A 19149-nucleotide genomic window follows, 5' to 3' on the forward strand; every position below is an offset into this window, starting at 1 on the left:
CGAGGCCCGCGCGGACCGCCGTCCGCGCGGCACCGGCCTGCGGCGACGACAGGAGGGGCCATGCCCGATCTGAAGGCCGTGGTGTTCCCGGCGTGCGCGGCCCTGTGCGCGCTGGCCTTCCTCTTCAAGCTGCGCGACGTGCGGCGCCGACGGGACGACCCGGCGCTGCGGGCGCTGCTCGTCGCCTTCTCGTGCAAGGGCGTCTCCTTCACGCTCTCCACGCCGCTCGTCTCACAGAAGGTGGACGCCGCCCTGGGCGTCGAGGACCTGGGCGCGCTGGGCATCCATCTCTTCGGCGGTGTGGTCTCCAGTGCGGCGTTCCTCACCGCGATCGTCCACTGGGTGTACCCGCGCGAGGAAGCCCGCCGGCACGTGCGCGTACGGCTCGTGGCCGCGGCCTCGGTGGCGGTCGCCATGGTCGGCCTGTGGATCGCGGCGAAACACGGGAACCAGCAGCGCAGCGCCCACTACCTCCTGCAGAACGCGAACCGCCCGGTCGTGGCCGCCTATCTGCTCCTGTACGTCAGTGCCTTCGGCTCCGGGATGATCGAGATCATCCGCCTGTGCCTGAGGTACGGGCGGGTGGCGGGGCGGCAGTGGCTGCGCAGAGGGCTGCACGCCACGGCGATCGGCGCGAGCGCCTGCCTCGTCTACTGCCTCAACCGCCTGCTCGCCCTGATCACGGTGCAGTGCGGACTCGACCCGCTGGAGTGGGAACTGCTGACGCCCATCGCCAACGGCCTGGGCATTTTCTTCCTGGTGGCGGGGCTCACCATGCCCTCGTGGGGTCCCCGGGTGTCCGACGGGCGGCGACTGGCCCGTAACTTCATCACGTACCAGCGGCTGCATCCGCTCTGGCACGCGCTGTCCACGGCGATCCCCGACATCGCGCTCGACCCACAGCCGGCCAACCGCCTCACCCGTCTGCTGCCGGGCGACATCGACTTCCGGCTCTACCGCAGGGTCATCGAGATACAGGACGGTCTGCTCGCTCTGCGGCCCTACACGGATCCGGACGTCGTCGTCGCCGCCCGGCGGTCGGGACACGAGGCGGGGCTTTCGGGCGACGGGCTGCGGGCGCGGGTGCAGGCCGCCTCCCTGACGGCGGCCCTGCGCGCGAAGCGCGACCGCCGGCAGCAGCCGGGCCGGGAGGCCCCGTCCCTCGGCCCGGACACGACCGAGGGCGGCTACGCCGACGAGGTGGCCTGGCTGCTGAGCGTCACCCGGGCGTACACCGCTCTCCCCTCCGCTGAAAATGCTGAAAGCACTGAAAGGACCAAGCGATGAAGTACCGCAAGCTCGGGGCTGACGGGCCCGAGGTGTCGGCGATCGGTCTGGGCTGTATGGGCATGTCGATCGCCTACGGCGTGCCCGACGAGGAAGAGTCCCAGCGCACCCTGGACCGCGCCCTGGAGACGGGTGTCACGCTGCTCGACACCGCGGACGCCTACGGGCAGGGCCTGAACGAGGAGTTGGTGGGCCGCTGGCTGCGCCGGCACACGGGAGACCGGGACCGGGTGGTGGTGGCGACCAAGTTCGGCCTGCGCCACGACGCGGCCAGCGGCCGGGTGGGCGACGTCGACACGTCGGCCGCCTACGTCCCGGTCGCCTGCCGTGCCTCCCTGCGCCGCCTGGGCGTCGATCACATCGACGTCTACTACGCGCACCGCAGGAACCCCGACACCCCCGTCGAGGAGACGATGGGCGCCCTGTCCCGCCTGGTGGACGAGGGGCTGGTGCGTCACGTCGGCCTGAGCGAGGTCAGCGCCGACACGCTCCGCAGGGCGCATGCCGTGCATCCCGTCAGCGCGGTACAGGTCGAGTACTCGCTCTTCACGCGGAACGTGGTGGAGGGCGAACTCCTCGACACCTGCCGGGAACTGGGAATCGCGGTCGTGGCCTACTCTCCCCTGGGACGCGGCATGCTCACCGGGGCGCTCTCCTCACGCGACGACCTGGAGCCGAACGACAACCGTCGCCGCTGGCCGCGGTTCGCCGACGACAACATCGACCGGAACCTCGCGCTGGTCCAGGCCGTGGGAGACGTCGCCGCACGCCTCGGCTGCTCCCCGGCCCAGGCGGCGCTGGCCTGGCTGCTGGCCCAGGGAGACGACATCGTGCCGATCCCCGGCACGAAGCGCCGCCGGTACCTGGAGGAGAACGCCGAAGCGGTCGACCTGCGCCTGACCCCCGCCGACCTCGACCTGCTGCGCAAGGCCGTCCCGGAGGAAGCGGTGGCGGGGGAACGCTACCCGGCGCAAGCACTGGAGCGGCTGGGGCACTGAGGCCTCTTCCCCGCCCGGACACAGCCGCTCGCCGACGAACCCGCGTGGTCCGGTCGGCGGGCGGGTTCGTGCGCGGGTCAGGCGCGGTCCCCCGTGGGCTTGAGGATCGCCACGCACTCCACGTGACGGATTATCGGGAAGGTGTCACCCTGGGCCGTTCGCATAAAGACCCTGCTCAGAGGGCGTTTCTCCCCTCACTGCCATGGGGGCGGGCACCCCAGAGCGTCAAATGAGCGTCATGCCCAGGAGCCCACCTGCTTCCTACTCGAAGGGGAAACCGCCACGACCGACTCTGCTTGCGTCGTCCGCCCTCACGCGGTCCGGACATAAAGGGCCTTAACTCTTGACCTTGAACACAGTTATGCGCTTTGGTCAGCGGAGTTGATGTTGTTTGGAGCGCCTACCCGTAGGCGATCGGGTTGCGATGGCCGAAGCGGAACTAACGTCGGGCGGTGTTGCATCGGTGCATCCAACGGAAGAGGTCCGGGTGGGTTCGCCCTCGGTGTCCCAGGTCCGGCGGCCCTGCAGGGTCTCCTGTTTTGCGGGTTGCGTTGAACGACTCGGCGACGCCGCCGGGGCGTGCCCATCCCCACACCTGGCCAGTGGAGGCATCTACTTCTATGCCGAGTTCGGCTGCATCGACGCACTGCTCACCGATCCGGCACTGATCCGGGACCACGCGTGCCAAACGCAGCTAAAAAACATCTGAACGACAACCCTGCCTCCCCCATGGTCATCCGCCGCCTCGTCCAGCGGCACCCAAGGGCACCGACGCAGTCCTCCGCGCGCTCCCGTGTACACCAGGGCGGCAGGGGCCATGCTGCTCACCGCCACGAGGTCCCCTCTGCCGAGCAACTCACCTCCGGCCACTGCGTCGAATTAGACATTACGGATAGAGCGCATATATCGGATCACGGTTCTCCATTGACACAGTTAACACACAGGTATTGTGGATGAGTATTGCTTGCGCACGGCAGGCAAATGCCACCCCCGTTCTGACACGATGAAAAGCGCAACAGTTCAATCAGGCAGGTGTGCCCTCCGAGGGGTAGCGGAACAGGATGGAGAAGCGGCAGTGAGCCACGGTCTGATCGATGGCAGATTCCGCGTCGGGCGCGTCATCGGCAAGGGCAACATGGGTGAGGTTCACCGAGCCGAGGATCTCCAAGCGCCGGAAGGCAGCCCCGGGCGCACCGTAGCCGTCAAGACAATCCTGCGCAGCCGCACGGGCGCACAGATCGACACCGCCTCCGACCCCAAGACAGTGGAACGCTTCGCGCGCGAGGTACGCATGATGCGCCGCCTCAGCGACCCCAACCTCACCAGGCTCATCGCCGGAGGCGTCACAGACGACACCGGCATGCCCTTCCTCGCGATGGAGTTTCTCGACGGCGAGACGCTGCGCGACCTCATTGCTGAAGAGAACACCCTGCCCGTCTCCTGGGCCGCCGCGATCGGTGCCCAGATCGCATCCGGTCTGGCCGCCGCACACGCCTCGGACGTTGTACACCGCGACCTGAAGCCCGCCAACGTGATGCTCGTCCAGGGGGGTACGGTCAAGATCCTGGACTTCGGTATGGGCCGGATCGTCGACGACCCCGACGAAGCCAGGCTCACCAGCTCCGGAGTGAGCGTGGGCACCGCACGCTACATGGCGCCCGAGCAGTTCGAAGCCAAGCAGGTCACCCAGGCCGCAGACCTGTACGCCCTGGGCTGCGTGCTCTTCGAAATGCTCATCGGTGTTCCTCCTTTCACCAGCGAGTCTCCGTTCGAACTGGCACGTAAACACGTCGACGACCCCCCGACCCCCATCGCCGCGATCCGCGGCGACGTCCCTGTCGAGCTGGCCCGGCTGGTGGACCGCCTGCTCGCCAAGAACCCTGCAGACCGTCCCGCCGACGCGGTCACGGTCCGCAGCGCGCTGCTACCGTTGGTGACGGCCGCGGACGCGGCGCAGCTGCTGCACTGGAGCGCCCTGGACCCGACCCGGCCCCTGCGCACCCCGCACCCGCAGCCCCAGGCAACCCCGGCGGACCAGCTGCGGACCGCGCCCGCCCCAGTGATGGCGTCCGGCACAGCCATGGACGTTTTCGGCGTCCACCGCACACTCATCAAGGACTACCGGTCCTTCACCCAGGGCGGCACGGTCGTCCGCGACGACCGGGTCAGTGCTTTCGTCGAAGAAGACCTCAACCAGAAGTCGCAGTGGCCTGACCCCTGGCTGTCCCTCAACCCGTTCTTCAAGGGCGGCGGCACGGTTGCCGAGCTGACCACCCAGGGTGTGCTGCACCCGGAGTGCGCCCGCATCTTCCAGGCGGGCAAGACCGAGAGCGGCACCGTCTGCAACGGTCGGCCTCTTATGCTCCACCAGCACCAGCGCGATGCGATCGACGCCGCGAAGTCTGGTGATTCGTACGTCCTGACCACCGGCACCGGTTCCGGAAAGTCGCTCTCCTACATCGTCCCCATCGTCGACAAGGTGCTGCGCGAACGCGAAGCCGAAGGCCCTCGAGCCGAGAAGCGGGTGCGCGCCATCATCGTGTATCCCATGAACGCCCTGGCCAACAGCCAGCTCGGGGAGTTGAAGAAGTTCCTGCGGGACGGTTACGGCGAGGGCAGGGAGCCCGTCACCTTCGCCCGGTACACGGGCCAGGAGGACGACGAGAAGCGCAAGGAGATCCGCGACAACCCGCCGGACATCCTCCTCACCAACTACGTGATGCTGGAGCTGATGCTGACCCGGCCCACCGATCGGGCCAGTCTCATCAAGATGGCCCGCGGCCTGGAGTTCCTGGTCTTCGACGAACTCCACACCTATCGGGGTCGGCAGGGCGCCGACGTGGCGCTGCTGATCCGCCGGGTACGGGAAGCCTGCGGGTCCGAGCAGCTCCAGTGCATCGGTACGTCGGCCACCATGTCGACCGAGGGAACCGCCGAGGATCAGAAGAAGGTCGTCGCCCAGGTGGCGAGCCTGCTGTTCGGAACGCAGGTGCGCCCGCAGCACATCATCGGGGAGACCCTGGTACGCGCCACCGGCCCGTCGCCGGACTCGGTGCCGGCCGAGCGCCTGGCTTCTCCTGCCGCTCCTCGCGCATACGACGATCTGGTCCGTGACCCCCTGGCCCGCTGGATCGAGACACGTTTCGGTCTGGCCACGGACCAGGACACGGGGGCTCTGGTACGCAGGCAGCCCGCGCAGATCGAGGTCGCGGCCGGGGAGCTGCACGAGCAGTCGGGAGTCGACAAGGAGACGTGCGCCGAAGCAATCCGTGCCACCCTGGACGCCGGGTCGCAGGCCCGCCATCCGGTGACCGACCGCACGCTGTTCGCGTTCCGGCTGCACCAGTTCCTCTCCAAGGGCGACACCGTGTACGTCACCCTTGAGGACAAGCGGTCCCGCTTCCTCACCCGCTCGTACCAGATTGAACAGCCGGGCAGCGGCGGCAAGTTGCTCATGCCCCTGGCATTCTGCCGGGAGTGCGGCCAGGAGTATCTGACGGTCTGGCGTACGGAGCAGGACGGCGAGGTGCGCTACGAGGCGCGCCGTGACACGTCCGCCACGGGTGGCCGTCAGGGGGACGGTTATCTGTATGTGGACCATGAGCGCGAGTGGCCCTCCAATGTCCAGTACGCAGTGGACGACCGCCGACTTCCCGAGTCCTGGCTGGAGCTAGACGGCCAGGGCCAGGAGACGGTGAAGAAGACGTACCGCGAGCGGGTGCCGCGGGCCGTCACCGTCGATCCGCTCGGTCACGAGGGGCGCGGCGAGCTCAAGGCGGCGTTCATCCCCTCCCCCTTCCTGTTCTGCCTGCACTGCGGGGTGACGTACGAGCAGACCCGTGGCCGGGACTTCGCGAAACTGGCGACGCTGGATCAGGAGGGCCGTTCCTCCGCGACCTCGCTGATCTCCGCCTCGGTGGTGCGCTCCTTGAAGTCGGTGCCCGAGGAGGCGCTGAGCAAGGAGGCCCGTAAGCTCCTGACCTTCGTCGACAACCGGCAGGACGCCTCCCTCCAGGCGGGCCACTTCAACGACTTCGTACAGATCACACAGTTGCGGGGCGCGCTGTACCGGGCGGCGGTCGAGGCCGGCGACGAGGGCGTACGACACGAGGAGCTGGCCTCATCGGTGACCAACGCGCTGGCCATCTCTCCGGCCGACTACGCCGGTGACGACGACCTGCCGCCCTCCCTCGCCCGCAACGCCGCCAAGACCCTCCGCGACGTGATCGCCTTCCGGCTCTATCTCGACCTGGAGCGCGGCTGGCGCATCACCATGCCAAACCTGGAACAGACGGGTCTGCTGGCCATCGATTACGAGGACCTGGGCTGGGTCGCGAACAAGCAGGACCGGTGGGAGCAGACGCACCCGGCCCTGCGGGATGCCGACCCGGCGCTGCGGGCCGAGATCATGAAGGCTGTGCTGGACGAGATGCGCCGTTCGCTCGCCGTCGACGTGTCGTACTTCCGTGACGACTTCGATGCGCTGCAGCGGGCGAGCGAGGAGCGCCTGATCGACCCGTGGGTACTGTCTGCCGCGGACAAGCCCAAGGTGGGCATCGCCTACCCGCACCCGTCCCGTCCGGGCATGGACCGCGCGAGTTTGTTCCTTTCGGCGCGCGGCAAGTTCGGCAAGTACCTGCGACGGACAGACAGGTCCTTCCGTATAGACCCGGCCGATCTCCAGCTGGTCATCGAACAGCTGCTGAAGGTACTCGCCAAGGCAGGCCTGGTGAAGGAAGCGACGGAGGCTCCCCACCGCGCGGGGCGCTTCCGCCAGTCCACCGCTCCCGCCGCGACCGGCTACCGGGTCGCCGCCCAGTCGCTCATCTGGCGGGCGGGCAAGGGAGAGACGGGCACGCACGACCCACTCACCCGCACGTATCAGAGCGGTGACGGGCCGCGCGTCAACACGTTCTTCCGCAATCTGTACAGGGAGGCGGCGGGCACGCTGTCCGGCCTGTTCGCGCGGGAGCACACGGCGCAGGTCCCCCCGGAGGAACGCGAGAAGCGCGAAGATGCCTTCCGCAAGGCGGAGTTGAAGCTTCTGTACTGCTCGCCGACGATGGAGCTGGGCGTCGACATCTCGTCGCTGAACGCGGTGATGATGCGCAACGTGCCACCCACACCGGCCAATTACGCACAGCGCTCAGGCCGTGCCGGCCGCAGTGGTCAGCCCGCCCTCGTCACAACGTACTGCTCCACGGGTAACAGCCATGACCAGTACTACTTCCGCCGGTCCGATCGGATGGTCGCGGGTGTGGTCGCGCCACCGCGACTCGACCTCGCCAACGAGGATCTCGTACTCTCCCACCTTCAGGGCATCTGGATCGCAGAGGCCGGACTGAAGCTGGGCCGGTCCATCCCCGACATCCTCGATGTGTCGTACCCCGACACGGGAGAGCGTCCCTCCGCCGCCCTGGAACTGCTGCCGGACATCCACCAGGCGTCCCTCGACGAAGCCGCACAGCGTCGGACGGCGGCGGCGGCCCTGCGCGTTCTCGGCCCGTTGCTGCCCGACTTCGCCGAGACCACGTGGTGGCACGACGACTGGATCCAGGACCGGGTGCGCACCGTTCCGATCCGGTTCGACGAGGCCTTCGACCGCTGGCGCCAGCTCTTCCGAGCCGCGCTCGACGACCAGTACATCCAGAACAAGCGCCGCTTGGACTACAGCCTCACCGAGACCGACCGCCGCCGGGCCAACTCCCGCCGCCGGGAGGCCGAGACGCAGCTCAACCTGCTGATGAACGAGAGTGCCGACAACAAGTCGGTCCTCTCCGACTTCAACCCGTACCGCTATCTGGCGTCCGAAGGGTTCCTGCCCGGCTACAGCTTCCCCCGTCTGCCGCTGGCCGCGTACATTCCCACCGTCGGCCGTCGGCGCGGCGACGGGGACTACCTCCAGCGGCCCCGCTTCCTCGCCATCCGCGAGTTCGGGCCGGGCGCGCTCATCTATCACGAGGGCGCCCGCTACCAGGTCACCCGCATCCAGTTGCCGCCGGACTCTTCGGGGGAACTGGCGACCAGTGAGGCCACCCGCTGCGGGCAGTGCGGCTACCACCACGACCCCAAGGAACGCGACGACCGCTGCCGCATGTGCAAGGAGCCGCTCGGTGCAGCGACGTACGGTCTGCTGCACTTGCACACCGTGTACACCACGCGCCGGGAACGGATCTCCTCCGACGAGGAGGAGCGGCGCAGGGCCGGGTTCAAGCTGGAGACGTCGTACCGTTTCCGCGACCACGGGCCGCTGCGCAAGGGCCGCCTCGATGCCGCGGTCAGCGATGTGTCCGGCGCACCGCTCGCCACTCTCGCGTACGGAGACTCGGCCGAGGTCCGGATCACCAACACCGGCCGAGTACGCACCAAGAAGGAAGAGCCGGCGGGGTACTGGCTGGATCTTGCCGACGGCCGGTGGATGAACGACAAGGACGCCGCCGAAGCGTCCGGCGACTCCAACGAGCTGCCGCGCATCGACAAGGACGGCAACGAGGGGCGCCGCAAGAAGCGAGTCATCCCGTACGTGGAGGACCGCCGCAACATCCTCGTGGTCACCCTGGACGAGGCGCTGCCGGAGCCGATCGCGCTGACCCTGATGTACGCGCTTGAGCGGGGCATCGAGGCCGCGTTCGAGCTGGAGGACGTCGAGCTGTCCAGCGAGCTGCTGCCGCCGGACAACGGCCCCCGCAATCGCATCCTCTTCATGGAGGCGGCCGAGGGCGGTGCAGGCGTCCTGCGACGGCTTCAGGCCGAGGAAGGGGCTGTCGCGAAGGCTGCCCAACATGCCCTTGAGATCTGCCACTTCGAGCCCGACGGCAGCGACCTGGGCGGCCCGCACCCCGACCGGCCATGCGCGCTGGGCTGTTACGAATGTCTGCTGACGTACGGCAATCAGCTCAACCACGCGCTGATCAACCGGCACACGGTGAGCCATCGGCTGGTGCAGCTGGCGTCGGCGGTCACCCGGCGCGAGGGGCGTGGGGAGTCGCGTTCGGAGCAGTACCGGCGGTTGCTGAAGCAGGCCCCGGCCGCATCCGAGTCGACCACACCCGGGCCCACCGCGTCCACCCCCCTTGAGGCGTCCGCCGCAGAGCTGGTGGAGCGGGGCGACTTCCTGGGCTGGGCGAAGGCGCGCGGGCTGCGGCTGCCCGACGAGCCCGGCTCCTTCCTCACTGAGGCGAACGCCGCTCCGGACTTCGTATACCGGATGCCGGGAGTGAAGCTGGCCGTTTTCGTGGACCTGCCGGACACGGAGGCGGACGCCTTCCGGGACGACGAAGCTGAGGAGCGGCTCTACGACGCCCGTTGGGACGTCCTCCGCTTCCCGCACGGTGAGGACTGGGACGCCATCGCCGCAAAGCACCCCCGCTACTTCGGCACCCCCGCCGCCAACTGATTGCTCTTTCAGAGGACTTGACGACGCACATGGCACACACATACTCCGCAGGCTCGCTGGTGCGCTCCCGTGGCCGCGAATGGGTGGTTCTCCCCGAGAGCAAGGCCGACTTGCTCGTCCTGCGCCCGCTGGGAGGCTCGGACGACGACGTCGCCGCGGTCTTTCCGGCGTTCGAGAAAGTGGAGGAAGCGCGCTTCGCGCCGCCCGAGCCGAGCGACCTGGGTGATCAGCGTGCCGCCGGTCTGCTGCGTACGGCGCTGCGCGTTGGCTTCCGGTCCGGCGCGGGCCCGTTCCGCTCACTGGCCGGCATCGCGGTGGAGCCGCGTGCGTACCAGCTCGTACCGCTGCTGATGGCGCTGCGGCAGAGAACCGTCCGGATGCTGATCTCGGACGACGTCGGCATCGGCAAGACGATCGAGGCGGGTCTCGTCGCGAGCGAGCTCCTGGCACAGGGTGAGGCGACGGGGCTTGCGGTGCTGTGCTCGCCTGCACTGGCTGAGCAATGGCAGCAGGAGCTGCGCAGCAAGTTCGGCATTGACGCGGAGCTGGTGCTCTCCTCGACGCTTTCTCGTCTGGAGCGGGGCCTGGATCTGGGCCAGTCCCTCTTCGACAAGCACCCGATCGTGATCATCTCGACGGACTTCATCAAGTCACCGCGTCATCGGGACGACTTCGTACGGAACTGCCCCGACCTGGTGATCGTGGACGAGGCGCACACGTGCGTGACCGCGGACGACGTAACGTCGAGCGCGCAGAGCCAGTTGCGGTACCAGTTGCTGCGCGAGGTCGCCAAGAAGGAGACACGGCACCTGATTCTGGTGACGGCGACTCCGCACAGCGGCAAGGAGTCCGCGTTCCGCAACCTGCTCGGCCTGGTGAAGCCGGAGCTGGCGGGGGTGAACCTGGAATCCGAGGCGGGGAGAAAGCTCCTCGCACAGCACTTCGTGGCGCGCAAGCGGGCCGACGTACGCCAGTACCTCACCAAGGAGGACGGGCTGAGCGACGATTCGCTGGTGGAGCGGACGGCGTTCCCCTCGGACCGCTACTTCAAGGACGAGACGTACAAGCTCTCCCCTGCCTACCGGGCCCTGCTGGACGACGCCATCGCCTACGCGGGAGAGCGCGTGGAGCAGGCGGGCACCGAGGACAAGCGGAAGGCCCGCATCGCCTGGTGGTCGGCGATCGCGATGCTGCGCTCGCTGGTGTCGTCCCCTCGGGCCGCCACCCAGACGCTGGTCACGCGTTCGGCCACGGCGGTGGCGGCGTCGGCGAAGGAGGCCGACGACCTGGGCGCACAGGGCACCAGTGACTCCCCGGACAGCGACACGATGGAGGGCGGGGACGTTGCGCCGGGCGCGAAGACCGGCGAGGAAGGACAGGACTCCCGTCTCGCTGAACTGGCAGACCGGGCAAAGGAGTTGGAAGGCCCGGCGCAGGACCTCAAGCTCAAGGCACTGATCAAGCACCTCAAGAGTCTGCTCGCCGACGGCCACAACCCGATCGTGTTCTGCCGCTTCATCCCGACGGCCGAATACCTGGCCGAGCAGCTGGGCGGTGACAAGGAGAAGGGCATTCGCGGGGCGCTCGGCGCGAAGACCGTCGTGAAGGCGGTCACCGGCACCATCTCCCCGCAGCAGCGCATCGAGCGCATCGAGGAGCTGGCTACGGAGGCCGGTGAGGACGCCGCCGCGCGCCGCGTACTGATCGCCACCGACTGCCTGTCCGAGGGCGTCAACCTCCAGCAGTACTTCGACTCCGTCGTCCATTACGACCTCGCGTGGAACCCGACCCGCCACGACCAGCGCGAAGGCCGCGTCGACCGGTACGGCCAGCGCCGGGACGAGGTCCGCGTCATCACCCTCTACGGCGACGACAACGGCATCGACGGCAAGGTTCTCGAAGTCCTCATCAAGAAGCACCGCCAGATCAAGAAGGACCTCGGCATCTCCGTCTCGGTGCCGGACGAACTGTCGACGGGCGTCACGGACGCGATCGTCGAGTGGCTGCTGATGCGCGGCCGGGAGGACCAGGACACACTCTTCAGCGCGGACGCGTTCAAGGTGAACACGGCAAAGCTGGACAGTGACTGGAACTCGGCCGCCGAACGCGAGAAGGCTTCGCGTTCCCGCTTCGCACAGCGCTTGATCCACCCGGAGGAGGTGGCCCGCGAGGTCACCGCCGTCCGTGCGGCGCTGGGCAGCACGGACGAGGTGGACACGTTCGTACGGGAGTCACTGCGCGCCCTCGGGGCGCTGCTGCGAGAGGGCGGCGACGACTTCACCGCACAGGTGGGCGGCACTCCGATGGGCCTGCGGGACGCGCTCGCACCGGTGATCGGCGCGGAGGTGATCGAGAAGGACCTCCCGATCCCGTTCCGGGCGGACCCGGCGGTGGCACGTGGCGAGGCGGCTCTGGTACGCACGGACCCCGTCGTGGGCGCTCTCGCCTCGCACGTCCTGAACGCGGCTCTGGATCCCCAGGCCGACGGCGCCCGGCCTGCCCGCCGCTGCGGCGTGGTCACCACGGACGCCGTCTCCACCCGTACGACCCTCCTCCTGGTCCGCTACCGCTTCCACCTCACGTTGCCCTCCCGCCACGGTGAGAAGCAGCTGGTGGCGGAGGACGCCCGGATGGTGGCGTTCGAAGGCTCTCCGAAGAACGCGGTGTGGCTGGCGCCGGAGCGTGCCCTGGAACTTTTGGACGCGACGGCCACGGAGAACACCGAGCGGCACTTCGGCGAGCGGACAATGTCCCGCATCCTGTCCCAGCTCCCCGAGGTGGAGGATTACTTGACCGCGTACGGCAAGGAGCTGGAGGCCGAACTTCGGGACTCCCACCGACGCGTGCGCAAGGCGTCCGACGACATCCGGCGCGGCCTGTCGGTCACCGCCCAGCCCTGCGCCGACATCCTCGGCGCGTACGTGTACCTGCCCGCTACCGCCGCCTCCGCCCCGGCTACTGGAGTGTCCGCCTGATGTCCGCCACCACCCGCAACCTGGTGTTCTCGTCGGTCCAGACGGTGGGCGCACTGCTGCCGGCCGACATGCTGGTACGCATCTCCGAGAACAAGGACGTGCCGGGCTCCAAGCCCGCCGACTACGGCATGCCGTCGTCCCGTACGGTACGGGAGGAGGCCGAGCGCGCCTGGGAGTATCTGAAGCCGCTCTGGCGCAAATTGCGGGCACGCCTCCCCCAGGACCCGAACACGGACGTCCCGGCGGCCGACCCGACCGGTCTCGCCCTGAGCGACTGGCAGACCCCGCTCTGGCATGAGCTGGGCTTCGGCCCACTGACATCGGTAGGCCCGAACGGCATCCCCGCCGACTCCGACCCCGGGAAGAAGTTCCAGGTCTCCCACCGCTGGCGCCACACCCTGATCCACCAGACGGCGTGGAACGCCGACCTGGACAAGCGCCCCGGTGGGGCGGGCACCGTACCGCCGCAATCGTTGCTCCAGGAGTGCCTGAACCGGACTGAGGCGCATCTATGGGGTGTCCTCACCAATGGCCGTCAGATCCGGCTGCTGCGCGACTCCAGTGCCCTGGCCACGGCGTCGTACGTCGAGTTCGACCTTGAGGCAGTCTTCGACGGCGAGCTGTTCAGTGAGTTCGTGTTGCTGTACCGGCTGCTGCATGTCTCGCGGTTCGAGGTCGCGGAGGATGCGCCGCCCTCGACCTGCTGGCTGGAGACCTGGCGCACGACCGCGATCGAGTCCGGCACCCGGGCCCTCGACCACTTCCGCGACGGGGTGCAGAGCGCCCTCACTGTGCTCGGCACCGGCTTCCTGCGCCACCCGGAGAACACCGCGCTGCGCCAGAACCTGGAGCCGGCCGCCCTTCAGTCGGCGCTCCTGCGGCTCGTCTACCGCATGATCTTCCTGTTCGTCGCCGAGGACCGGAACACTCTCTTCTCCCCCGACGCGGACGAACTGGCTCGCGATCGCTACAACCGCTTCTTCTCCACTGCCCGGCTGCGCGCACACTCCCTGCGCCGTCAGGGCACGGCCCATTCCGATCAGTACGATGCCCTCCAGCTGCTGATCACTGCCCTCGGCGACGAACAAGGCCGTCCCGAACTGGGGCTGCCCGGCCTCGGCGGCCTGTTCAACGACACTGATGCGGACAAGCCGCTGCACGGAGCCCGGCTGGCCAACCGCCCGTTCCTTGAGGCTGTACGCCATCTGGCCCGTGTCCGCGACGAAGCCTCGGGCCGTTGGCGGCCGGTGGACTACCTGCACATGGGCTCCGAGGAACTGGGTTCGGTGTACGAGGCGCTGCTGGAACTCGTTCCTAAGCACAGCGCCTCCGAGCGCTCCTTCGAGCTGGTCGACCGCCCTGGCAACGACCGCAAGAAGACCGGAAGCTACTACACGCCGACGGCCCTGATCGAGACGGTGCTGGACTCCACTCTCGACCCGGTGATCGAGGCCGCCGTCAAGCGGGGAGAGCGGCGAGCAGCGGAAGAGAAGAGCACCGACCCCACCGAGCACATCGTCGACGAGCTCCTCTCCCTCACTGTCTGCGACCCGGCCTGCGGCTCCGGCCACTTCTTGGTGGCCGCCGCCCGACGGATCGCCAAGCAGGTGGCGGCCGTACGGGAGCAGAACCCCGAGCCGACCCTCGATGCCGTGCGCCACGCGTTGCACGAGGTCACCGCACGCTGCATCTACGGCGTGGACCTCAACCCGATGGCTGTCGATCTGGCCAAGGTCTCCCTGTGGCTGGAGGCCATGGAGCCCGGTGTCGCACTCGGCTTCCTCGACGCGCACATTAAGCACGGCAATGGCCTGATCGGGACCACGCCGGCGTTGATGGCGGGAGGCATTCCCGACAAGGCGTTCAAGAAGACCGAGGGCGACGACGAGGCCTGGGTGCGCACGTTGTTCCGGCAAAACGAAATGGAGCGGACCGGCAACGTCGGCCTCTTCAGCCTGGAGACGGAGACCCGCGTCTCCAACACCGCTTTCGCCGACGTAATGCGCGGCATCACGGCCGCCCCTTCCGACACCCTTGCCGAGGTCCGTCGTCAGGAGTCCGCCTACGAGACGTGGGCGAACTCCTCCGCCTACTTGCGGGCCCTGCATCTGTCGGATGCTTGGTGCGCGGCGTTCACCTGGGTGAAGCGGAAGGACGCTGCGCCCGCCATCACCTACGACATTTTCCGGGGGCTCAACGACCCGAAGGGTGACGCTGCCCCTCAGTCCACCCACGACGAGATCATCCGTCAGCGGGAGCAGTACGACTTCTTCCACTGGTATCTGGAGTTTCCCGAGGTCTTCACCGTGCCCGAGGCGGGTTCCGCCGAGGCGAAGGCGGTGGACCCGGAGACGGGTTGGGCAGGAGGCTTCTCGTGTGTAGTGGGGAACCCGCCTTGGGACAAGGTCGATTTCGAGGACAAGAAGTACTTCAGCGTGGTCGCTCCGGAGATCGCCGAGATCTCTGGAGTTGCGCGGCGCAGGAAAATCGTTGAGTGGGAGTCCGAGAATCCTGAGGCGGGCATCCGCTACCAGGGAGCTCGCAGGACAGTGAAGGGTACCTTCCATTTCGCGGGGGACTCGGGTGCGTTCCCGCTGTGCGCGAAGGGGCTCACGGTCAAGGGGGTCAACTCGCTCCAGACGGACACTCTGTTTGCCGAGCGTATGGCGACCGTTGCCGCGCCCGAGGGTCGCTTCGGACTGATTCTACCGACCGCAATCGCTACCGGGGCCGGGTCCCAGCACTTGTTCGCCGACTTCACCCGGCGGGGGGCGTTGGTTTCGCTGTACGACTTTGAGAACAAGCGCCCCAAGAGCCCGGCCCTCCCCAAGGGGGGCAAATGGTTCGAGAGCGTGCACTCCAGCTACAAGTTCTGTCTGCTCTCTCTCACTGGGCGCGGAATGCGCGAATCAGCAGGCCGGTTCGGCTTCTTCCTCGCCGATATCACCGATCTCGACGACCCCAACCGTGTCTTCGCCCTCAGCCCCGAAGATCTCGACCTCATCAACCCCAACACCGGTACCCTCCCCGTGTTCCGAACCCGGCGCGACGCAGACCTCACCACGGGCGTCTACCGGCGGATTCCGGTGCTGTGGAACGAAACGCGACGGAACGGCAACCCGTGGGGCATGTCCTTCAAGCGCCTCTTCGACATGACTGACGATTCCGATCTCTTCCGCAAGCGCGAAGATCTCGACGGCGAGGGCTGGGAGCTGAAGGGCAACGTCTTCGTGCGGGGCGAAGAGCGAATGCTGCCTCTGTACGAGGGCAAGATGGCGCACCTCTACGACCACCGCTGGAACTCCTACACTGGCGCCGGAAACGAGGACAGGCGCCGCATCGAGCCCACCGAGAAGCAGTCCCCCTTCACATGCGCAGATCCCCGTTACTGGATCGCGGAGAACGACCCCATCAAGACCGTGCGCAACGGGAGGGAGCTAGAGGTGGAAGCCATCACGGAACGGCTCGATGAAGTGCACTGGGAACACGGCTGGTTGCTCGGGTGGCGTGATGTCTGCCGTGCAACCGATGAACGCACTGCCATCCCAGCTTTCCTCCCGCGCACTGCGGTAGGGCACAAGTTCCCTTTGATGATGCCTCAAGTCAGCGCTTCGCTTGCAGTAGCCCTCATCTCTATCCAGTCCTCACTCGTCTTCGACTATGTAAGCCGCCAGAAGATCGGCGGCACCAGCATGGGGCTCTTCATCTGGAAGCAGCTTCCTGTACCCACCCCCACTAGCCTCAAATCGCACCTCTCCTTCCTCCTCCCCCGCGTCATCGAACTCGTCTACACGGCCTACGACATGGCCCCTCTCGCCCGCGACCTGGACGACGAGGGCCAGCCCTTCCGCTGGGATGAAGAACGTCGCGCACAGCTCCGTGCCGAGCTGGACTCCTACTTCTTCCACCTTTACGGCATCTCCGCCGACGACACCGACCACATCCTGGAGACCTTCCAGTCGGAATCCGGCGGGCTCAAGAACAACGAGATCGCCAAGTACGGTGAGTACCGCACCAAGCGCCTCGTCCTCACCGAGTACGAGCGCATGGCCAAGGGCGGCCTCACCATGGAGCACCCCCTGGTGGACGGCGACACCTACACGTCCCCGCTCTCCCCGCCGCCCGGCCAGGGCCCCCGCCACCCGGCCCCGTAGACACGTCGTGCCCGCCGCAGACCTCTGCGGCGGGCACGCGCTTCGCGGACGTACGGGCTCAGACGCCAGCCGCGTACTGCACGAACGAATCTCATCCGTCGCGCCCCACCGCGAAGTGCGGGAGCGCAATGCCCTTCGAGTCCCTTACGTGGACGGCCTGTTGCGTGGCGGCCGCCTCCACGCAGCTGTCCCCCTGGCTGCCGCTGTAGCTGGACTTGAACCAGGCGAGTTCCGTCGTGCTCATTGCTCTCCTCGCAGTCGCTCCAGCAGGCCCCGCGAGCCTTTGGCGTTGAGGGCCGCGATCAGACGGCCGTTCTGCTGCCCCTCCGCGTAGGCCCGGCGGCGACCGTCGGGGGTTTCGAGCAGTTGGATCGGTCCGTCCAGACACGCATGCAACCCACCCTCCATCGGCACGATTTGCAGCGTCACGCGGCGCAGCGCGGTCAGCTCAATCGCATGTTCGAAATGCCCCGCCGTCACCGGCGGACCATCGAACCGCCGCCGGAACACATGCTCCGGCCACCTCCCGGTGCGTTCACGTACCGCAGCGCTACTCCTCAATCGAACTCACCCAGGGTGACGGCTGGTACCGCCTACCGTCTACCCCGCATACCCGTACGTTGACACAGCGTACGGAGCGAATTCCTGGCCCCAGGCCCCGCACGCCCACCACGGTGGTTCCGTGAACACGAGCACACCCCAGCTCCGCGCCGCCCTGCATACCTTCACGCAGTTGCTGTCCCCCCACCCGACGCGGTGCCCGCTTCGCCCGCTCGCCACCGAACAGCTCCGCACCTGGCCGGTGCCACCGAGCGGGAGAAGCAGATCGCCGAACTCGCCGCAAACGCAGTGCTGCACGGCCGCGTACAGGGTCGTAACTTCCGGTTGCCACTCACGCTGGACGCCTTGGCCCGCACCCTCAGGATTGAGGTCACCGGCGCTCAGAACACTGCACGAATCCGGCCTCGGCCTGTTTCTGGTCGCCTCGCTCGCCAACCGGTAGGTAGGGCACCGAGCTCTATCCTCCCAGCGGCAAGAGCGTCTGGGCCGAGCTCGATCTCACGCCGGAAGCGGCAGGGGGCAGTTCCGGCCAGCAGGCCCCCGCGCCCGTTGCCCGGCGTGGTCACGGGGCGTAAGCTTCCTGAACTCCCCCACTCCTACCGCCCGCCACTGCCCCTCCCTGTCTTGGAGCGTGCCCGTTGCCCTTCCCGACCAGCGACACGCTCGCCTCATTCGGCACATACATACGTTTCCAGACTCTTGGACAGACCCTGGCCGAGCGTTATCCAGAGCTCGCGCACCGCATCGAAGTCGCTGAAACGGCGCCGTTCTACCTGAAGGTGGACCTGGACGGGAAGCGTGGCGTGATGCTCGCGCACGTGCGGTTCCCGTACACCATCATGTGGGGCCTCACCGGCCCCGGCCTGGCGGCCGGCACTTCGGTATTGCCGTTGGACACCAGTGAAGAAGCGCTCGTCGACGCGGTGCACGCCCATGTGACCGCGCATCTCACCAGCACTCCCCTCCCGTCCCCCTGGCGGTGGCACGAGAGCGAGCACTCGGACCTGACCGAGCTGGCGGACCTGCTGGACGCACAAGGGGTAGCGGTCCGTCGCGTGGCCGCAGGCAACAGGTACAGCCTGCACGGCCCCGCCTACGCCCCCGAGCTCGTCTCTCCCCGCCACCCCTCCCCGCACGTCGATGCCACGGTCGACGGCCACGAGGTACGCATCTCTCTCAAGCCGCGTCTCGGCTGGATGGTCGATCTCTGGTGCCCCGAGGTCGACCTCTGGACCCGTATCGACCTCAACCGATCGCTCGGGCGTCCTCTGTCTCCCGTACCTGGGGTACCCCAGGCAGCCCTGTCCGTCGACGACCTGGCGGAGCTGATCGGGGACGGTCCCCGTGCCTGGGAGATCGAAGAGGTGGGGCACATCAAGGAGGAACGTGCTATCGGCTCCGGCAGCCTCGGTTACCAAGATCTCTTCCTGACCGTACTCGGCCAGCTCGGCACCTTCGGCTTCACCGACGTCTACGAAGGCGACACCGAGAACCCCCTCCGCTCGGAGCACTTCCACATCGCCTTGCACCGCCCGGAGAAGGACCTCTCCGCGCCTGCCTTGAAGGCACTCAACGGTGAGGCCGCGGCAGCCGGGGACGACGTGCCCAAACGGCTGATGGTGATTACCCGGTCGGGCCTGAGCAAGCCCGCCGCCGCCTTTGCAGACCAGGCCAAGGCCTTCGTCTTCCAAATCGACGAACGGACCGGGCGGCTGACCGGCCTCCACGGACGTGCTCGCGAGGTCCTGCCGCCCCGCGACAAGCCCGACTGTCAGTAA

General features: G+C 67.8%; 7 protein-coding genes and 2 pseudogenes. 7 read left to right on the forward strand and 2 right to left on the reverse strand.

The genetic code is table 11. The features are described from left to right. Window positions 1–60: 60 nt before the first annotated feature. From AB0435_RS13800 to AB0435_RS13820, 5 genes are all read left to right on the forward strand, one after another. Entirely contained in the window at window positions 61–1287 is a 1227-nt protein-coding gene (locus AB0435_RS13800; protein WP_366427048.1) for an MAB_1171c family putative transporter, read from the forward strand. Continuing rightward, complete coding sequence (locus AB0435_RS13805; protein WP_366427049.1) at window positions 1284–2285, forward strand: aldo/keto reductase; 1002 nt, start codon at window positions 1284–1286, stop codon at window positions 2283–2285. The genes AB0435_RS13800 and AB0435_RS13805 overlap by 4 nt, the downstream gene beginning before the upstream one ends. A 1075-nt stretch (window positions 2286–3360) precedes the next feature. Beyond that, a complete protein-coding gene (locus tag AB0435_RS13810) occupies window positions 3361–9681 on the forward strand; it encodes a protein kinase (protein WP_366427050.1) in 6321 nt (2106 codons plus the stop codon). 29 nt (window positions 9682–9710) lie between these two features. Then, complete coding sequence (locus AB0435_RS13815; RefSeq protein WP_366427051.1) at window positions 9711–12656, forward strand: helicase-related protein; 2946 nt, start codon at window positions 9711–9713, stop codon at window positions 12654–12656. Beyond that, window positions 12656–16810, forward strand: coding sequence for a DNA methyltransferase (locus tag AB0435_RS13820; RefSeq protein WP_366427052.1), 4155 nt, complete (start codon window positions 12656–12658; stop codon window positions 16808–16810). The genes AB0435_RS13815 and AB0435_RS13820 overlap by 1 nt, the downstream gene beginning before the upstream one ends. Window positions 16811–16901: 91 nt before the next feature. On the opposite strand, the gene AB0435_RS13825 is transcribed toward AB0435_RS13820, so the two are convergent. After that, a complete protein-coding gene (locus AB0435_RS13825; protein WP_366427053.1) occupies window positions 16902–17054 on the reverse strand; it encodes a DUF397 domain-containing protein in 153 nt (50 codons plus the stop codon). Continuing rightward, window positions 17051–17326: pseudogene (locus tag AB0435_RS13830) on the reverse strand (Scr1 family TA system antitoxin-like transcriptional regulator); the annotation flags it as partial. The pseudogene AB0435_RS13830 and the gene AB0435_RS13825, both read right to left, overlap by 4 nt. 199 nt (window positions 17327–17525) lie before the next feature. Here AB0435_RS13830 and AB0435_RS13835 point away from each other — a divergent pair. Together AB0435_RS13835 and AB0435_RS13840 are read left to right on the forward strand one after the other, a co-directional pair. After that, window positions 17526–17946, forward strand: a pseudogene (locus AB0435_RS13835) (ATP-binding protein). A gap of 63 nt (window positions 17947–18009) precedes the next feature. After that, window positions 18010–19149 (forward strand): hypothetical protein, encoded by a 1140-nt coding sequence (locus AB0435_RS13840; RefSeq protein ID WP_366427054.1) that lies wholly within the window; start codon window positions 18010–18012, stop codon window positions 19147–19149.

This window comes from Streptomyces sp. NPDC051173 (genome assembly GCF_040689515.1).
Classification (GTDB): Bacteria; Actinomycetota; Actinomycetes; order Streptomycetales; family Streptomycetaceae; genus Streptomyces.

What these genes read in the sequence shown, in the direction of transcription:
- AB0435_RS13800 (WP_366427048.1), top strand. Translation starts at nt 61, where the DNA reads ATGCCCGATCTGAAGGCCGTGGTGTTCCCGGCGTGCGCGGCCCTGTGC.
- AB0435_RS13805 (WP_366427049.1), top strand. Translation starts at nt 1,284, where the DNA reads ATGAAGTACCGCAAGCTCGGGGCTGACGGGCCCGAGGTGTCGGCGATC.
- AB0435_RS13815 (WP_366427051.1), top strand. Translation starts at nt 9,711, where the DNA reads ATGGCACACACATACTCCGCAGGCTCGCTGGTGCGCTCCCGTGGCCGC.
- AB0435_RS13820 (WP_366427052.1), top strand. Translation starts at nt 12,656, where the DNA reads ATGTCCGCCACCACCCGCAACCTGGTGTTCTCGTCGGTCCAGACGGTG.
- AB0435_RS13825 (WP_366427053.1), bottom strand. Translation starts at nt 17,054, where the DNA reads ATGAGCACGACGGAACTCGCCTGGTTCAAGTCCAGCTACAGCGGCAGC.